The sequence below is a fragment of the Flagellimonas pelagia genome (assembly GCF_003584135.1).
Classification (GTDB): Bacteria; Bacteroidota; Bacteroidia; order Flavobacteriales; family Flavobacteriaceae; genus Flagellimonas; species Flagellimonas pelagia.
In genome coordinates this window covers 96,426-113,967 of the sequence record NZ_QXFI01000035.1, presented here as the reverse complement: position 1 = coordinate 113,967, position 17,542 = coordinate 96,426, and the positions used below count along the sequence as shown (strand labels likewise).

13 protein-coding genes are annotated in these 17,542 nt (G+C 37.1%); 5 read left to right on the top strand and 8 right to left on the bottom strand.

The genetic code is table 11. The annotated features are described in order from the left end of the window. From D2V05_RS16960 to D2V05_RS16950, 3 genes are all read right to left on the bottom strand, one after another. Complete coding sequence (locus tag D2V05_RS16960) at nucleotides 1–1,233, bottom strand: DUF6786 family protein (protein WP_119648714.1); 1,233 nt, start codon at nucleotides 1,231–1,233, stop codon at nucleotides 1–3. A gap of 11 nt (nucleotides 1,234–1,244) precedes the next feature. Beyond that, the gene (locus D2V05_RS16955; protein ID WP_119648713.1) at nucleotides 1,245–2,414 is read right to left on the bottom strand and encodes a glycoside hydrolase family 172 protein; all 1,170 of its coding nucleotides are present in this window, start codon (nucleotides 2,412–2,414) and stop codon (nucleotides 1,245–1,247) included. Between the two features lie 136 nt (nucleotides 2,415–2,550). Further along, the gene (locus tag D2V05_RS16950) at nucleotides 2,551–3,558 is read right to left on the bottom strand and encodes a LacI family DNA-binding transcriptional regulator (RefSeq protein ID WP_119648712.1); all 1,008 of its coding nucleotides are present in this window, start codon (nucleotides 3,556–3,558) and stop codon (nucleotides 2,551–2,553) included. Nucleotides 3,559–5,071: 1,513 nt separating this feature from the next. Here D2V05_RS16950 and D2V05_RS16945 point away from each other — a divergent pair. From D2V05_RS16945 to D2V05_RS16925, 5 genes are all read left to right on the top strand, one after another. After that, a complete protein-coding gene (locus D2V05_RS16945; protein ID WP_119648711.1) occupies nucleotides 5,072–5,419 on the top strand; it encodes a plasmid mobilization protein in 348 nt (115 codons plus the stop codon). Beyond that, on the top strand, nucleotides 5,409–6,458 hold the full coding sequence (locus tag D2V05_RS16940) for a relaxase/mobilization nuclease domain-containing protein (RefSeq protein WP_119648710.1): 1,050 nt from the start codon (nucleotides 5,409–5,411) through the stop codon (nucleotides 6,456–6,458). The genes D2V05_RS16945 and D2V05_RS16940 overlap by 11 nt, the downstream gene beginning before the upstream one ends. A gap of 11 nt (nucleotides 6,459–6,469) precedes the next feature. After that, on the top strand, nucleotides 6,470–6,760 hold the full coding sequence (locus D2V05_RS16935; protein WP_119648709.1) for a hypothetical protein: 291 nt from the start codon (nucleotides 6,470–6,472) through the stop codon (nucleotides 6,758–6,760). Nucleotides 6,761–6,896: 136 nt separating this feature from the next. Next, the gene (locus D2V05_RS19740) at nucleotides 6,897–7,070 is read left to right on the top strand and encodes a hypothetical protein (protein WP_183114854.1); all 174 of its coding nucleotides are present in this window, start codon (nucleotides 6,897–6,899) and stop codon (nucleotides 7,068–7,070) included. Continuing rightward, nucleotides 7,067–8,710: a recombinase family protein gene (locus D2V05_RS16925; protein ID WP_119648707.1), complete on the top strand. Its 1,644-nt coding sequence runs from the start codon at nucleotides 7,067–7,069 to the stop codon at nucleotides 8,708–8,710. Before D2V05_RS19740 ends, D2V05_RS16925 begins: the two co-directional genes overlap by 4 nt. 261 nt (nucleotides 8,711–8,971) lie before the next feature. Here the strand turns inward: D2V05_RS16925 and D2V05_RS16920 are convergent, their stop codons facing one another. From D2V05_RS16920 to D2V05_RS16900, 5 genes are all read right to left on the bottom strand, one after another. Continuing rightward, nucleotides 8,972–9,478 carry a nucleoside deaminase gene (locus tag D2V05_RS16920; RefSeq protein WP_119648706.1) on the bottom strand — a complete coding sequence of 169 codons (507 nt, stop codon included), beginning with the start codon at nucleotides 9,476–9,478 and terminating at the stop codon, nucleotides 8,972–8,974. Between the two features lie 223 nt (nucleotides 9,479–9,701). Then, nucleotides 9,702–11,051, bottom strand: coding sequence for an ATP-binding protein (locus tag D2V05_RS16915; RefSeq protein WP_072319125.1), 1,350 nt, complete (start codon nucleotides 11,049–11,051; stop codon nucleotides 9,702–9,704). Between the two features lie 102 nt (nucleotides 11,052–11,153). Next, entirely contained in the window at nucleotides 11,154–12,467 is a 1,314-nt protein-coding gene (locus D2V05_RS16910; RefSeq protein ID WP_119648705.1) for a 5-methylcytosine restriction system specificity protein McrC, read from the bottom strand. Further along, entirely contained in the window at nucleotides 12,460–14,214 is a 1,755-nt protein-coding gene (locus D2V05_RS16905) for an AAA family ATPase (RefSeq protein WP_119648704.1), read from the bottom strand. Before D2V05_RS16905 ends, D2V05_RS16910 begins: the two co-directional genes overlap by 8 nt. Nucleotides 14,215–14,263: 49 nt before the next feature. Further along, nucleotides 14,264–17,515, bottom strand: a complete 3,252-nt coding sequence (locus tag D2V05_RS16900) for a DEAD/DEAH box helicase (RefSeq protein ID WP_119648703.1) — start codon at nucleotides 17,513–17,515, stop codon at nucleotides 14,264–14,266. Between the last annotated feature and the right edge of the window lie 27 nt (nucleotides 17,516–17,542).

Here is a 17,542-nt window from a genome sequence, read left to right as displayed (position 1 = left end):
TTATAAAGAGTTTGTGATTTCTTCGATCGTTGTTCCAAAAACTTTTCCAACGACCTTATCAAGATGTTGGGGCCCTCCTGTGAAATGCAATACCGTGTGGTCATGCGACAACGATTCCATTGGGGCCAAAAAAGCTGCTGGCGAAACGCTTTCCAGTTCATAGAACGGGCCCATTTGTGCCCCATCCTGCAAAGGGCCATCATTGTATGCATTGATGGCATCCCCTTTGAACGGATCCGATTGTATGTTCCATTCCTGGTTCAGATAAACAGCATTGGGATCAATATCAAAAACAGTGATGGTCAATACATGGTTCACAGCGTCATAGCTGCCGGCCAGATGGGTTGCCCTTATCGGTGGAATCCCCAATTTTCCCCTTGACTTGCCATCCGCCTTGAAAAAGAGCATTCCACGGTCATAGCTGATCCGATCATTCGGTATTTCACCAAAATAATCGGTTGTGGCCACCTTGCCCCCAACCCCATCTTGATAGGGTATAAAGATCATGGTATCATCAGAAGGGGGAAACATGTCCAACATCCAGATGCATGGCGCTCCTGTTTCTTTGGTCCAAGGCCCTTTGCCCATATTGGTTATCTTGTTTTCTGTCTTGTAACCGACAGATTGGAGCCCATCCACTTTAACTTCCAGCAAGTCTTCAATTTCCGCTGTGGAAAGCAAGGCCACCCTTCTTTCCGCTTTGATCTTAAAGTCATGATCGGCATAATTTTTCAGTTCCATTTCCAGTTCCATGGCCACTTCGGTCCCGGTCAGTTCCTTCAAATTCCACGGCTCACTATCTATGGGTGGGGGGGTTCTCCAATTCTCAAAGGAGAACTCCTTGCCCGGGCTGAAATAAAAGGAGAAAGCATTGCCTTCCGGGCCCAACCAAAACCGGTTCTCCCCCCCATAAGCATTCATGTGGGGGTCTTTTTTGCCAAAAGCATCATAATTGATCCAGCCCAAGCTTTTGCCATGGTCTCCCGATGCCGTGGATGTAAACACTTTTGCCTGATACTTGGGGGAAACCGCCACTTTGGCATCATTGGAATGCAATATGACCATATCCGGGTCCCACTGGGTCAAAAAGGCCACGTCCCTGCCGAAACTGTCTTCCTGAGAAGTAATGGTTGATTTCATCTTATGGGCATCATCTGGTTTGGGATCGTTCTTTAGTCTGCACGATAGTATCGTTCCAAACACTAGTACAAGTACCGTTATTCTTGTTTTCATGGATGTAATATCTAATTGACCTCAAGGTCATTCTTTGAGGGAAGTTTTGGAAAATGGGCATGGGGTTCGGTCTGGTACCAAAACACCACTGAACTTATATCGGATTTCTGTTGTAGATACCTGTGGTCGCTCCTCCATCCCAAATCCTGTATCGTGATCTTTAAATCTTTATCGAACCGTATGGGATCTTGTACATGCCATCGATAAAGTCCAAAACGTTGTTGGGAATCATAGAGACCATCTGGCTTTATGATCTGGTGGAGTCCTGCATAGGGCGTGGAGTAGCTTTCATACGCTTTTTCCCTCTTGTTCTCAAAATTGTACGACCCCAAAAAATAATCTTCGGTCCCGGTTCCCGCAATGGTCGGGAACTTTTTATCCCCGTCCATATAAAATTTGATCTCCCCTTCTCCCCACCAACCCCTGTTGTTGACCTGCCATGCCATATAGGTGCCCACATAATGCCCTTTCCCCTTTATACCATCCACCAAGGTATGGATGGAACCCACCGTGGGGCTGCTCCTTCTAAATTGTGCATGGAAGTACGCCGCATCTTTTGGCACCTTGGTCAGTGTGTAATCTACCTGGTAGTACAGGTACATTTCTTCGGTGCCAATATTCTCCATTGTGATCCTGCACTTTTTTCGAAAGGGCATGGGCCAATAGGAATTGAAAGCGCTTCCAGGGTTCACCGTTATGGGCAAGGAATTCAAAGGGGCATATTCTCCCCATCCCATTCCGAAAAAATCCCCTACCGGAACTTCCACCGAAGGCTCTTCCTCCCCGTCCCAGTAAAACCGCAATATCGAAAAACGCCAGTTTCCAGTAGGGGTCATCCAAATATGCTGTATGGCCCCCTCCTCTTCTATTTCCGCCAAGGTAAAGGTCTCCCCCGGCCCTATCTTTACAGAGGGACTCACTTTCCAACCTTGGCCCAGTTCCCGGGCCGCATGGCTTCCCGTGCCATCTCCCAATTCAGCCATACCGCCCTTACCTGGGGTACCGTCAAAATTTTCAGGGCTTATGGATCGTGTTTTTGCATCGGACAATCTATATATATTGCCCAAATTTGGATTCAGGCCATTGTACGAATCGTTGGTCTGTGCCATTGAAGCCATAGAAAGAAAGGATAGGGCCAAGGTCAGGGAAAGATTAATAACTCTGTATTTTTTAATGGTCATTGGTACGGTTTTGTTCAATAATTCAATAAAATATTATCAATGTCGCATTCAAATATATTATTTAAACGTTTAAGTAACAAATTATTTTTTTATAATTTGATTTTAACATAGGGTATTTATTGAAGATTGATCGGGATCAAGCGCAGGAATCGCCCAGTACCAGCTTTGCTCCCAACTTGATTTTATGGAATCCCTTGTTGGGATCGGCAATTTGTTCCACCAGTACCTCGACCGCTTTTTTCGCCATATCATGGAGAGGTTGCTTTACATAGGTCAATGGGCAATAAAAAAAGTCGAATGCCTCGCTTTCATCAAATACGATCACTGAAACATCCTTTGGTATGGATACTTTCAATCTGTTCAGATATTTCAATCCTATGATTCCAAGTGTGTTGGTGGCAAAGAATATGGCGTCTACAGGGTCGTTCATGTTCAGCATTTGATCGACCGCCCCCTCCACTTCACTTTGAATGGCAGAAAACTTGATTTCATGTACAAATGTATCTGATATACCATCTTGGGCCAGGGCATCCCGATATCCCCTTATACGTTCCTGCATGTGCTGCATTTCAGTTGCATAGGCCACCATCCCGATTCTATTGTTCCCATTGGCCAATAATCGTCCGGTCGCCTCAAAACTTGCCAAATAGTTCTCTATAACCACATAATTGGTCTCAAGCTTGGGAAAATAACGATCGATCAAAACTAGGGGTACATTTTGTGCCTTCAAATATTCGATTTGGTCTTTGGATCCTTCAGCAGGTGCAATGATAAAACCATCCACTTGACGATTGAGCAAAAACTTGATCAGATCGGCAGATTTGGAAGCCTTTTCATCAGAACTCCCAAAGATGACGGTATAGCCGTGCTTCTTGGCCTCGTCCTCAACAATCCTGGCAATCAGTGCGAAAAAGGGGTTCGAAATATCCGCAACTATCAATCCTATGGTATGGCTCTTGCCACTTTGGAGACTTTTGGCAATCTGATTTGGCCGGTAATTGAGTTCTGCGGCGATCCGTTTTATCCGTTCGGTGACCTCACGACTGATTCCCGTGTTGTTCTGCTTGGAAAGAACGTAGGATACCGTAGCTATGGACACTCCTGCTTCTTTTGCAATATCTTTTAAGGAAACCCTTTTTTTCATGCTACGAATATAAATATTTAAACGTTTAAAATTATTTTTCCCTCACAAACTGTAAGAAGTCCGTGAATTGGAAAGGTCCTGCATCCCCTAGTTGAGGGCGTACCCCCCTCTCTACAGATTGTCAATTTCCGTTATCCGGGAATCTATGGTCCCTGTCCCTATCTTCCATGACAGTTTCCGGTGATATCCATAATCAAGGTAGGGCTTTTGGACGGGATACAGTATCGTCGTCACCTGATTGTGCTACTTCAACTAAAAGTATACTATTTAATAATAAATCAAGAAGCACTTTTAACTTGGAAATGACTATGGAAATTAATCAGTGCATAAAATCTACATACTGGCACCCTTCGGGTGCTTTTTTGTGGAAAGGGAGAAAGAAAAAAGGGGTGATATTTCTCCCTAAACTTTATCATAAATCGTATAATCTCGAGACCCAATCATCATAGTGTGAACAGGTACGGCTAACCAAAATCATTTCTCCCACCTTTCGTAAATAAGATCACGGAAGTATGGGCGGACATTTATTTCCTACAAACAGACCCCTTATTTATTCGGCTCAATTCATGTGAAAGGAACATTGCTAACCCTGCATCCTGCACCAATGTTCCATGCTCCCCAATTCCGGATTACCCTTTGATAGACTGAAAGTCCATATGGCCAATTCAAAAATAACATTGGAACAGTGTAATTGTTTATAAATAATTACATATTCATAGGTTTATACGATCGTACATTTGTACAATCATACATATATATGTCCATACGAATGTTCATTTGTTTAAATAATCCTATTTATAGTGGAAATGGACATAGTCTTTAGCGAAATCCACCTAATAACCGAGTATACCAATTACCTACGTAGAATCAAGGGGCACTGGTGTTTGGCCTGTCCATTTCATCTTAGTTATCATGGCATACTATGATATGGAATATACTGATCAAGGATGGATCATATCATTGCTTTAAAGATGGTAAAGATGTTTTGAGTTCTGAACTGCGGTATTTGACAAGTTTGAAAGCAAGTCTTTTTGGATCTGTGTTCCGCCACGGTTTTGGATAATGACAAATTTTCACGTTTCCTTTCACCCCATTTATATTTTTCTCCCTTCCCATTTTTGGTCCATACGAAAATTAAGATTGTCTCGGATGAAATAATTCAGAGTCTATCACTGTCAATATATTATTCATTTTGCTTGATCAAGACAAAAATTGGACCGTCGGCACAATAAGGCAAAACCTTGTAAATAGGAATGTATTGGCCGTTTTTTCGACTTTCCCCGGAAATCCCTTGGTTCGTTTACTTTAGTTTTTAGATTTTTCCTTCTGAAAATGCCCTCCGATGATTTGCCGTACATAAGACCGTGTACGGCAAATCCCTTGCAAACAAACCATAGGCCATAGGTTTGTCATATAATTAATCGGAGGTCACGAAGCAAGTTGTGTTTTTGTAAACAAAAACTGCGCACTTCGTTTACAAATGACCTTTTGAGCAATACCAAATTCATGGAAAATGGCAAGACCTAAAAAGGACATATCAAAACAAAGGACGATTGTCATCGCCTTCAGGGTTTCACAAAGCGAACACTTGATCATTGGAAACAATGCGAAGACAATTGGATTGTCCATAGCCGAATATATCCGAAGAAAATGTACAGGAAAACCCCTACCAAAGAAAAAGGTAGATCCGTTGGACCGGAAACTGTTTGTCGAGCTGAGTCGGATGGGAAACAACCTGAACCAACTCGCTAGGGTCTCGAACTCAGGTATCCGTGACCCTTTCAGCATCCATATACAATTGGAGGAGGTAAAAATGTTATTGAAACAGCTCAAATCAAATATCTCGAACAATGATAGGTAAGATAACAATAGGGAAGGATTTTTATGGTGTTCTGGTCTACAATGAAAAAAAGGTAAACGAAGGAGTAGGATATGTCATCGATTCCAATATAGAGCATTCCACAGCGGTAAACATGACACAGGAATTCAATTTGATCAGGCAATTGCGTCCGGGACTTGGGAATGCGGCCCTCCATGTTTCCTTGAACTTGCCGTACTCTGACCAATTGGACGATAAAGAATTTGCTTCATTGGGATGCGACTATCTGATGAAAATGGGTTTCGATAACAACCAGTTCATTATGTACCGCCATACCGACACAGAACACGAACATATCCATATAGTGGCCAATAGGGTAAGGTATTCGGGTAGGATAACAAATGATAGTAACATTAAAAGAAGAAGCCGGGAAGTGCTCAATGGTCTGGAAAGGAATTATGGACTGACCCAAATTTCAACAAAAGCCAGTGCAAAAAAATCACTTGATCATAAGGAAATAGAGAAAACCCTTAGAACAGGCGATGTACCTATCAAACTTATCCTACAGGAGCGGATTGGTTTGGCAATTTCAAGGGCAACGGATACAACTGAATTTGTCAAATTACTGCAAGAGCTAAGTATATCGCCAAGATTCAACATTAGCATAACCACAGGAAGGGTTTCGGGCATTTCATTCAACTATCAGGGCATAGTATATAAAGGCAGTACCCTTGGTAAAAATTTTTCATGGAACAGTATCGTAAAACAAATCGATTATGAGCAAACAAGAGACCGTTCAGTTATACTGTCGGCTAATGGAAAAGAACGAGGAACTGATAAAATTGGCGAAGGAAACGATGATGGAACAGTCAAGGTTGAACCAAGAAATAATGGGATTGCAAAAAGCACTGAAAATTCTGCTCAACAATCAAAAAGTTATGTGGGAGAAATTAAAGGAAATGGAGTAGTCGAGCCTTTATTGGAAGAAGCTGAGTGGAATCCTTTCAAACTGGAACTCAAGGATGATATTAACAAGAAAAAGTCCAAAAGAACAAAGAAAAAGAAAGGGTTGAACCGGTAGAATTTAGGCATATGAAAAACATAAATAAACAAGAATCATTAGAACTGGCCCCCTCCGAGATCCAAGTGTTGGAAATGATACGGAACAAAAGGTTCATATCCATCAAACTGATTATCAAAAATGGAGAGGTAGATGTTATTGAAGGTCTTGAGAGGATGCATACAGGAGAGCGAATTATAGACCTGTTGAAGCAACATGATTTTCAGAACTTGGAAATCAAACAAAGCAATGGTAAGATTGTTTGTGTAAACAGGATATTCAGGAAAAAAGTCTCCCCTTCAGGAAAAACTAAAAGAAGTTAACCAACCATTAATATTCAATGGATAAAATTGTCATCCGATACTGGATTTAAATAGTTTAAAAAGGTAAATTAAAGCCTGCTTATACAAATACGGTAGTGACCATACAAGATAAAGGAGCTACTGCTATTTAATGGAAATGTCCAACACAATCATTGAACAAAGGCAGAAAAACAGAACATTCAACAGCACATGGCTCAAGACATTTAAAGGGTTTGAGGATTATTCGGAGGAAGAAGCGGAAAAAATCTTGGAGCAACTCAGGGAACTCGCCAACATAGTTTGCCGCCATGTCCAAAAAGGGAACATATGAACTTAGAGGTATTCAGTCAATTTGCCAAAAGGGAAAAGGGAAGGATTATAGGGAAAAACAATACGGCCGTTATCTACACCCGTGTTTCTAGTAAAGAGCAATTTGACAAAAATGCCAGTCTCAGCACCCAACTTAAATATTGCCAGGAGTATGCACTTCGAAAGGAATTGGAAGTTCTGGAATATTTCGGGGGAACCTATGAATCCGCAAAGAGCGATGAACGTAGGGAATTTCAAAGGATGTTGAAATATGTCAAAAGGAGAAAGAACATTGGCTATATCATTGTCTATTCCTACGATAGGTTTTCACGTACGGGAGCGAACGGAGCCTATATCAGCGAACAGTTAAAAAAGCAGGGAGTGGCCGTTATTTCGGCCACCCAGGAAATCGATGTAACCACGAGTGCTGGGACCTTTCAAGAAAACCTATACCATATGTTCTCCCACTTCGACAATCAGGTTCGTAGGGACAAATCCATTACGGGAATGCGGGAGAAGCTACGAAGAGGGCATTGGACGGGAGCCTACCCATTTGGATATACCAATACAAATCCTGGGAAAGGAAAGGTCCCGAATTTCGTAATTACCGAAGAAGGAAAATTGTTGAAGCAAGCTTTTTTATGGAAGGCTAATGCCAATATGTCCCATGTCGAGATTGCAAAACGGCTCAAAGAAAAGGGCCTGGACATACATGCAAAGAAATTGACCGATCTTTTTAGAAATCCATTCTATTGTGGACTTATTGTCAATAGCCTAATTCCTGGAGAAGTGATTCAAGGAAAACACGAGGCCCTGATATCGAAAGAAATCTTTTTAAAGATCCATAATCTACTTCACGAGGGAGATACACCCAAGAAATATTCGTACGACGATGAAAATCTGCCATTAAAACAGTTTGTCAGATCTTCGGTTTGTGGGACACCTTATACTGGGTTTATCGTGAAGAAAAAGGGGCTATATTATTACAAGAACAGGCGTAAGGGAAGCAGGGAAAGCAGAAGTGCAAAAAAGCTTCATGAAGAGTTTATAAATGTTTTGAACAGGTATACCATAGCCGATAAAAAGTATATCGAACCTTTGACCGATATCATACACGATACCTTGTTGGCTAACAATCAAGAAGCACTTAACGACCAAAAACGATTGACCAAAGAACTCGCTCAAATCGGAGAGCAGATAAATACATTGGAAAGAAGATTCGTTTTGCTGAACGAAATCACAAAGTCCCAATATGATCTTTTTATGCCTGAACTGAAAGCTAAACAAAGGAAATTGGAGATGAAATTGGAGAATAGCGGGATAAATAGTTCAAACCTCAAAAAGTCAGTAAAAATGGCACTCGATTACGCTTGTAACTTACCGTATTTATGGAAGTTAGGGGATTTGGAAACAAAAAGGGCTATACAATATATGGTGTTCCCCGACGGGATTGTGTATGACTTCAAAAACAAAGCAGTTCAAACTTTTCGGGTCAACAAAATTTTTGGCGCAATCAATTCGTTTTCAGGTAATTTGAAGGAAATAAAAAACGGGAATTTCCACTCAATTTGTGAAAAATCCCGTTTAGTGAACGATATGGTACAAAACTCGAACCAATTAATAGAGGATTTAAAGCTTTTAGCTGATATACTAGCTGCTTAAAAAATCAAACCACTTATTTACAAATGGTTTAAGAAGTAGTTTTGTTAAATTGCTTCTTTATTGCCCCTTTAAAGGCGTTTTTGCCCCTTTATTGCCCCTTTGAAGAATTATAGTATGTTCTTTCAATGAACTCTTTATGGACTTCATATATTGGACTAAAGAATATTTTATCACAATTTACTACTATCAGTATTAATCTCATTGTGCCTGGTATCTACACTTGGAATGGAACAATAATTTGATGGACAAGATTAATTGACATTATTTATCATTCCAAGGTTGGGCAGATATTAAATCTTTGGATTTCCATTCTTCTAAAACGGTTATTGCATTTTTGTCGGGCACATATAAGAAATTAATTTTACGCTCATTGGCACTTTTTCGTAATTCATCAAATATAAATGTATCATCAAACCCAACTTTAGCGGCATCAGCATTTGTATTCGCATAATAGACTTTGTTAATTTTTGCCCAATAAATAGCACCTAAGCACATAGGACAGGGTTCTAATGTAGTGTACATTTGGCATTCAGATAATTGAAGATCATTGATATTTCTGCAAGCCCTTTCAATAGCGACCATTTCTCCGTGTGATGTTGGATTGACCCGCTCAAAAATTTCATTATGTCCCTCTCCAATAATTTTACCATTTCTAACAATTACACAGCCAATTGGAAGACCTTTGCCGCTCTTGTATGCCATTTTCGAAAGCTCAATTGCTCTCAACATAAATTTAGGATGATAATCCTGATCCATAATTTCGTTCATTACTTTAGCATTTGAGTTGCAAATTTATTCAATCCTTGCAGGTATTACTCTACTATAAATGAATTTTCCAGTTTACAAAAGGTATTTACCAACACCACAAACATACCTTGCGTGAGCGTTTGGATTTTGGAAATCGGAACAAAGTAATTACCTGTGTGGAGACAGAAGTAGATTCAATATATATAGTTTTTGTACAATTGCTCCTTTATTGCCCTTTTGGAGACTATTTTACCCCTTTATTTCCCCTTTGGAGAATATAGTAGGTTCCCTTTCCTGTGGAACCTATTTTGGTTATAAAATTCCTATCAACAAGCATTTGTAAATCATAAGACACCATCCTCTTGGAGATTTCAAAAAATTCCTGGTATTGTTTATTATTAATTCGACCATTCTCTTTTATAAACAATAAGGCCTTTATATGTCGAGATTCAAGATTGTATGTTTTCAGAATTTCTTCAGTATAAATATCTTTTAGAAAAATAACACTTACTCCACCTTGATCTTCCTCAATAATCGGCTCAGGCAATCCTGCCTCTTTACAGGCATCTATGATTTTATTTATCCCTCGCCCCCAGGATTCGATATAACCAGCTTTAAAAAATGCATTGGCTATATTTCGATTTCGGGGATAGGATGAATGTTCTTGTTTTAGTTTATCAATTGTCAATTCCTCTGGTAAAGTTCCCGGATTCCATAAATGTAATCGGTCATCGTACACTCGAAGAAAGGTATATGTGCTGGAATAATCCTTATGAATAATAGCATTCAAAACCGCTTCCCTTAATGCCGTTTCCGGATATTCCAACGGTTCCATACGTTCCAATCCTCTATAGGAAATAGGTCTAACCAAATATTTGGTTTTAAGCATTTCGATTACCTTATCAGCCATCTCAAAAATATTGGTTTCAACGATGTCTTGAAACAAAAGATCATGGCTGGATTTTCCGAATCGTCCAATCTTGAAACTTGCCGTTACCGATACCTTGATTAGATTTTCCCCAAATAATAAAACGGCGGCATTTGTTAGCTGCCCTTGTTCCGTAAGGAGTCCGAGGTTTTTGAATAGCGTTTCTTTGCTAATGTTTAGTGTATTTGGAGGAATACGATCTTTCTCAATTGCCTTAATAATAAATGCTTGAATGCTATTACCATTAAGGTCGGAAAAGGTTATTCCTTCAACAGCCATATCCTCCCATTTCTTTCCCATTTTATTGAGCAACAGGTTTTGTAAAGCAATTCCTTTAAGTTCTTGTTTGGTGCTTCCGCTTCGGTAGTGATAAACTCCATGATAAGCAATGGGTATATTACTAATCGGAACAATAATTTCAAGATAGTTTTTTCCTTCATCCGCATGTAGATTTACATCAACCACAAGTCCTAAATGATTTACAGACTTATTTGGAATGTCTTCCATCAGCTTTTTATAATTATCTACACCGGTAATATTTCCATTATCATCAATGCCTATATAAATATGGCCCCCTTTTGCATTGGCAAAACCACAAATCCATTTCAGATATTCATCTCTCCAAACTAGCTTGTATTCAATATTCTGAGTTTCTCCTCGCTCCATTTTCGCTCTGCATTTTCTCAAATACAAAGCTACCTATTATGTGCTTTTCCATCCTACTCAAAATATGGTGGGGAAATAAGATCATATTAATTTAATAAAAGCCTAATTTTCTATAATGTTTATTATACGATTGATAAACTCTTGCTCTTTAATCGATGGATTTTGGTCTTTTTCATTCTCTTCTAATTCTATTCCATCAATAATGAAACTTATGTTAGCTCCTTTCTCATTAATTAGATATGGGCTTTTATAATCGTTAAAATTTGGATGGTTAGAAATTGGATATAATAACCCTCCAACTTTAACAGTCTTATAATTTAGAAAATTTTGAATGTAAGTATGTATCTGAAAGAAATCAGAACGATCAAGGTCAAAGTATCTACCTAGCATTTTCTTATATTTTGCATCCCAAATAGCAATTTCATCTCCTTTTTGAAACATAAGATCAGGTATTAATTCTCTTTTATAAAAATGATTCGGATAAGCTATTTGTTTCTCATTTATATAATGCCAACCAATTTTAGCTAGATTTCCTTTTAAAATAGTTCTTAAATATTGTTCCCAGACTTCTGCCATATCTATAAAGAAACCAAATCCATTTTGATTTTTGTCTTGTTTTAGGCTGATTTGTTTCCGTTGGATAATGTCCCAAGATAAATCCACAAAAGGTTTCCAACCTAGATAAATCTCTTTATAACTTATTCTTCTATAATCGTCATAGCTTATATGTTCTTTGCTTTGTATTGCGCTATGCACTTGATTAATTGCCTCTTGAGCAGAATCAGGAATATTTATTTGACCAATTGCAAATTCTGTTTTAAGGATATTATGCGCTTGAAAAATAATTTGTGCAATTGTTTTGTCAATTTCCCTCTCTCTATATATTGAAACAATTTCTTTACTTTGACAATACGGCTTTATAGACTTTCTTACATCTAATCTGCCTCTTATTATTTCTCCCTTATGTTTCTTTTTTACATGAACTTTAGGTAATCCGTGTAAATTGGCATTCGCTAATTTTTGTAGCCAAATAAAAGCAATGATACGTTTGATATAGTGTTGCCAATCATTATCTTTATTTGCCTGACTTATGGAAGAAGTGATGCGAATATTAAAGATTTCTTCTAACATTCTAAAAAGCATTTTTTCTCCAAATCGAGGTTTGATAGTGATTTTATAGTCCTGATCTTTAATAGAGAAAAAAGCCTCTCCCACGAATCTTCCTGCTATCCAGCAATGATTTCTATAGTCGTATTCAGCTAATTTTGAATCTTCATCAATACGGTACTTTTTTGAAAACCAAAATACACTTTCACTTTGTGAAGCGATAAATGCCTGTAAAACATTAGCAGATACTTCGTTTTCTGGAAAAGGTAAGCAATCAAAAGCTTCAATATGAATGTAATCATTAATCATTAATGAATACTTTTTGCAATTGGTTTATCTTTTGGTTCTTTGAATCAGCATCCATATTTCCTAAAAATGCTTGTAATATTGGCTTAATACTAACTTCCCATAAAATATTTACAGGTTGATTTAGGAAATAACGTCTGCCTGAATGAATATTCTTAAAGGAATTGAATATATCGACTATCTCCGCAAAAAAAGTATGGCCTATTTGATAATTTTCTCCTAATTCAGGAATTTTAGAAATTTCATTATTTAACTGCTCACATTTATTTATAAATGTCACTATTTCCGTGTTATTAATGCCAATTTTTAATGAGTTTCTTTTCTCGTTGATTATCTGCCATAATATATTTCTATCAAATCCCTTAAACTGCCATAAGAATCTTCGTCGTAAAGCAAAATCTACTCTTTCCAATGAAAAATCAATTTCATTCATTGTTCCAATGAAATATAAATTATCGGGTAGAGCGATTTCAAAGTTGCCCACTGAAAGTTTAATTTTTTTATTTCGATATTCTAACGCAGAGAATAATTCTCCAAACAGTCTGGATATATCTGTTCTGTTTATTTCATCTAATATCAAAATATGAGGTAAATCATCTTCACGGACTTTATCAATAAGATTCAGCAAATAACCAGGTTTTGCTATACTTTTGCTCTCTTCAATATGAAGACCTACTATAAAATCTTCATAATTGTAATTGCTATGTAATTGCAAGTGATGTATCTGTTTTTCAAAAATTTGATCTGAATTTTCAAAATATTCTTTGATGTTGTGTTTGTTCCTGAAATACTGCTTGGTGATGATTAATTCTGCCAACCGAGTAGCTGAATAAGTTTTCGACGTTCCTGGAGGGCCATAAAAAATCATTGCTTTTTTGTATTCAAATAAAGTTTCGATAGAAACAAAATCATTTTTATCTTCTCCAAAATTCCAAGCGTCTTGAATTTTTTTGTCATAAAAGCTAAATTCATTTCCTACATAATCTTTCAACTCTTCTCTGATTAACAAAATGCTTCCATCAATATCACCCCATAAACCGTCAGTATTTTCTTTGTCCAGTAAACTGAAAAAAGTATTTATGATAGCGTCTTTGTGTTTTTGAGCTGCGATGGCTTCATACTTCTGTGGATTACACAAATGCAAGATTATGTGATGTAAAGCAAGAAATTCTTTGCTTACCTTTTTTAGCCTTTTATCTGTTGTTAATTCTGTATCATCATTCTTATAATACAATTCCTTACAAAGGGATTCAATATATTCCTTTAAAGATTGAATATCATTTATCTCATTAGATAATAAATTGATTTTTACATCTCTAAATAACAAAAGCAAATATGAAATCTCAAAGGGCTTGTTCAGTTTATGCCGTTGTCCGGCTGACCCAATCCCACCATCCACAAATACATCGGATAATAAATCATTATATTCCTCTCCTAAAAAGCGAATAACGGCACTTTGTTTGCCCCAACTTCTCATATCTGAAGTAGATAAACCCCATAGCCATATAAAATGGGCAAAAACTTCTTTTGTTTCTTTAGAAGCATTTGCAAATTGATCTTTTGATTTTTCGTCAAAATTTCGCGCACTTGTGTCAGGATTATCGACAAAGGCAGATACACAATTATTTAAGTTTTCAATTGAAAAAATTCCACTACCCTCTGTTATAAAACTATTATTGCTTAGAATGCTTTGCTCTAAAAATGAATCAAAGTAATCGTATACTTCTTGTTTAGCCCAATGTGGTTTCATTTAATATTTTTGATTAATAATTTGTTACCATTAGCCCCCTCTAGTTGGTTTAGGCGCTTGTTATTACTTTGAGGTTAATATCAGCAAACTCTTTGATATAAGTAGCCGTAACACCTAACAAAGCTAAAATATCATTTGATGCCTTTGCTTTTGAGAGACCTGGTTGGACAATCAAAATTTCATATTCTACAGGAATTTCATTTTTTAATATTCCTAACAATTTTACCAAATCACTTCTTTTACCCTTTTCAAGTCGGGAACAGGATAGGCCCTTTTTTGATTTAGTTTCTCGCCTAAGGAGGTGGTTGATAAATTCTTTGCCGGATTTATGTTTCCAATGCACGGATTTTTGAGCTTGTCCACAAACCTCATAAAAATTCTTAATCTGGTTACTTACTACGCCATCCAAAGCGAACTTCAAGTGATAGAGTTTAATCTCAATTTTATCACTATGTGCTTTTATAGTAACAACATCGGCGATTTCCCCAGAATAGTCATCATCGTAGATGATATCAAAATCTTCTTGCTTTAATTGTTCAATGACTTTGTACTGAATAGAATCAACATTCTTAGGTTGTATACCTTGTGCTTCATTTCTTAGATTCACACCATCCCAATTCCAAGATATAAGTTCATCTTTCGGATAAATGCCTATTTGCTGTTTGAGTTCATAGTATTCATTTCCTGTAAGCGCAGAACCGTCAGCATACCAAACAGTGGGGATGAATTTTTCAAAGAAAGTAACTCCATCTATTTTAATACGCCCATACTGAACTTCTATCTTTTCTTTTGATTGTTGAGTTATTTTAAAGTCTGCAAATGACTCATCACCATCTTTTCTTTCAAATAGTTCAAGCTTAAAAACAACTTCTTTTGTGTCAGATTTAAGTGAGAATAATAAATCCCCGCCCACAGAAGGATTGACCAAACACAATTCTATGTTAGATAAATCATATTTTATTCCATCAATAATGAAATTATATTTGGTTTCAACATCTAAATAGATATCTGTGTCCCAATCTATCCATACCGGAAAAACAGTCGGAAGGTCAGTTTTAAGTGTTGGTATTAATGTTTCTCTAAGAATTTGATTTGGATCAATATTTTCATTTACTAATTTATCTCCTAAGGCTGTACACCAGTTTTTAAATTGTTTTAAATCTCCCTGAAGTTTTGTCCATATCCTACCTTTATATGAAGCTCCAATATTCACGGGGTTACCAACTTCAAAACCAGTTCCCATTACAAAGGCTTTTTCACCACGTTGTTTTTCAGCTAGGCTCAACGCTTCCCCAACATCACTTCCCACCATCATCCTGAAACGTATGTTCTTGCCCAAAAACTGTCTCAATCCGACATTTTGCAACTTTACTCTTTTGATGTTATGAAAGGATTTAAAAACGTTTATTCCTCGGACTAGTTCAGCTTTATCGCCAATAATTGACTCAGCCAAATCTGCATAAAGACTTCCATTATCCGAACTATTGATAAATAATAGGTTGTTTTCAGTTTCCCAATAGACGATAATAATATCCCATTGGATATTATAAATCTCCCTTTTGTCATGTACCCAATCTACTTCAAACCTTTTGCCCGTTACAATAACAAGCATATTATGATCCCTATTAATATCGTGGAATTTAAATTCAAGATTATCATAACCTGAGATTCCTTTTTGAAAATTTTTTGGGTACCAAGAATCGGTTTTATTCTTATAGACAACTGTACTTAATTTAGGTCTGATATTTTGAAAAGGAATGTTAGCATTGCTCAACTTCTTAAAACCACTCATAAAATCTTTGAATTCTACCTGTTCATTTACCTGTTCTGAGCTCGCATCTGATAGAATCTCATTCCAATCGGCATCCGAAGCATATAAATCAGCCAATTCCGCTCTTACCTCCAAATCAGCAATATTGGCAATAAAAGATGCGTCACCAAGCTCTTCGTCAAATTTGGTTCTTGTGAAACGTCCAGCTAATTGTAGCGTAATAGGTAGACTTTTTCTAATATCATGAAATGCTGCAATTTTTAGTTCCGGTAGATCGAAACCTTCCCCAAGCATATCTACACAAACAATTATTCTCGCTTGTTTTTGAAGTATTTTGTTATATGATTCTTTAAAACTAGGTACTCCAGAATAGATTAAAACAGGATTAAGGTCTGTATTCTCTTTATACAATTTAAAGATTTCATCCGCTCGGTTCTTTGTGGCACAACGAGCCATAAGGATATGATTATAAGATTTTGCCATATCTGAACGTAAGCGTTCAACAGCCACATCAGCAATTTTTTGATCTGCTTTATTTTTGTCATATTCTCGAATGGAAATGAATTCAATCTTTTTATAATAGCCTTGTTCTTGTGCGTTTTTTAAGGGAAAGTTCGAAATAATTTTTCCATCCAATCTTTTCCCATCATTTCTAAATGGGGTTGCTGTAAACTGAATTATTTTTTCACTATCGAATTTATTTCGAAACTCATTCCATGAAGAGGCTTTTATGTGATGAGCCTCATCAATAAAGATATGACTGAAACTTTTTGCAAATAGTTCTTGAGTCGCATTATCCTGATTAGTAAGCCAACTCATGGTAGTTACTACCACATTACATTTTTCTAAAAATCCAGTAATCTCCTCTATATTTTCAAATCTATTTTTGATAACACCAATAATCGGGTATAGCGACTTTTCCCCAACAACTCCAAATTCTTTCAATAATCCCAAGCTAAAGAACTTTCCAGCTATTTGATTGCGTAAGGAATCAGATGGAACGGTAACCAATAGCTTTTCACACCTATTAGCTATAAGTGTAGCCAACATTGTTTCTGTTTTACCTGTACCTGTTGGCATTACCACTGTTGCCGCATCTAGAGGAAGTTTCAGATGCCCCATAATCATATGTAAAGCAGCTATTTGCGGTTGTCTTAATCCAGGGTTACCCGTTTCCTCTTCTTTATATATGAAATCATTCTTCCAGGATTGAATAACGTCTGAGGTCTGGCACTCTTTCAATTGAGGATGCTGAATCCATTTCTTTATTACTATCTTACCATCTTCAAAACGTTGCTTACTCGGTAGAATATTTGTTATAAGTGCATACTCTATTCCACGTGGCAGATACTTTTCCTTGGTGGTGAAACATATTTTTCTTTCATTATCTTCTATTACCAAGTAAAAGCGATTAACTTCTGAAATATTAAACTCAATTGATTGTTCAGGAATAATCAATTGTTTTATAATATTCTTACTTTTAATTTTCTCATAAACTATACGTTTTAAAGACGGTAATGTTATTTTCATAATGTAGATGTTTAACTTATTTTGTAA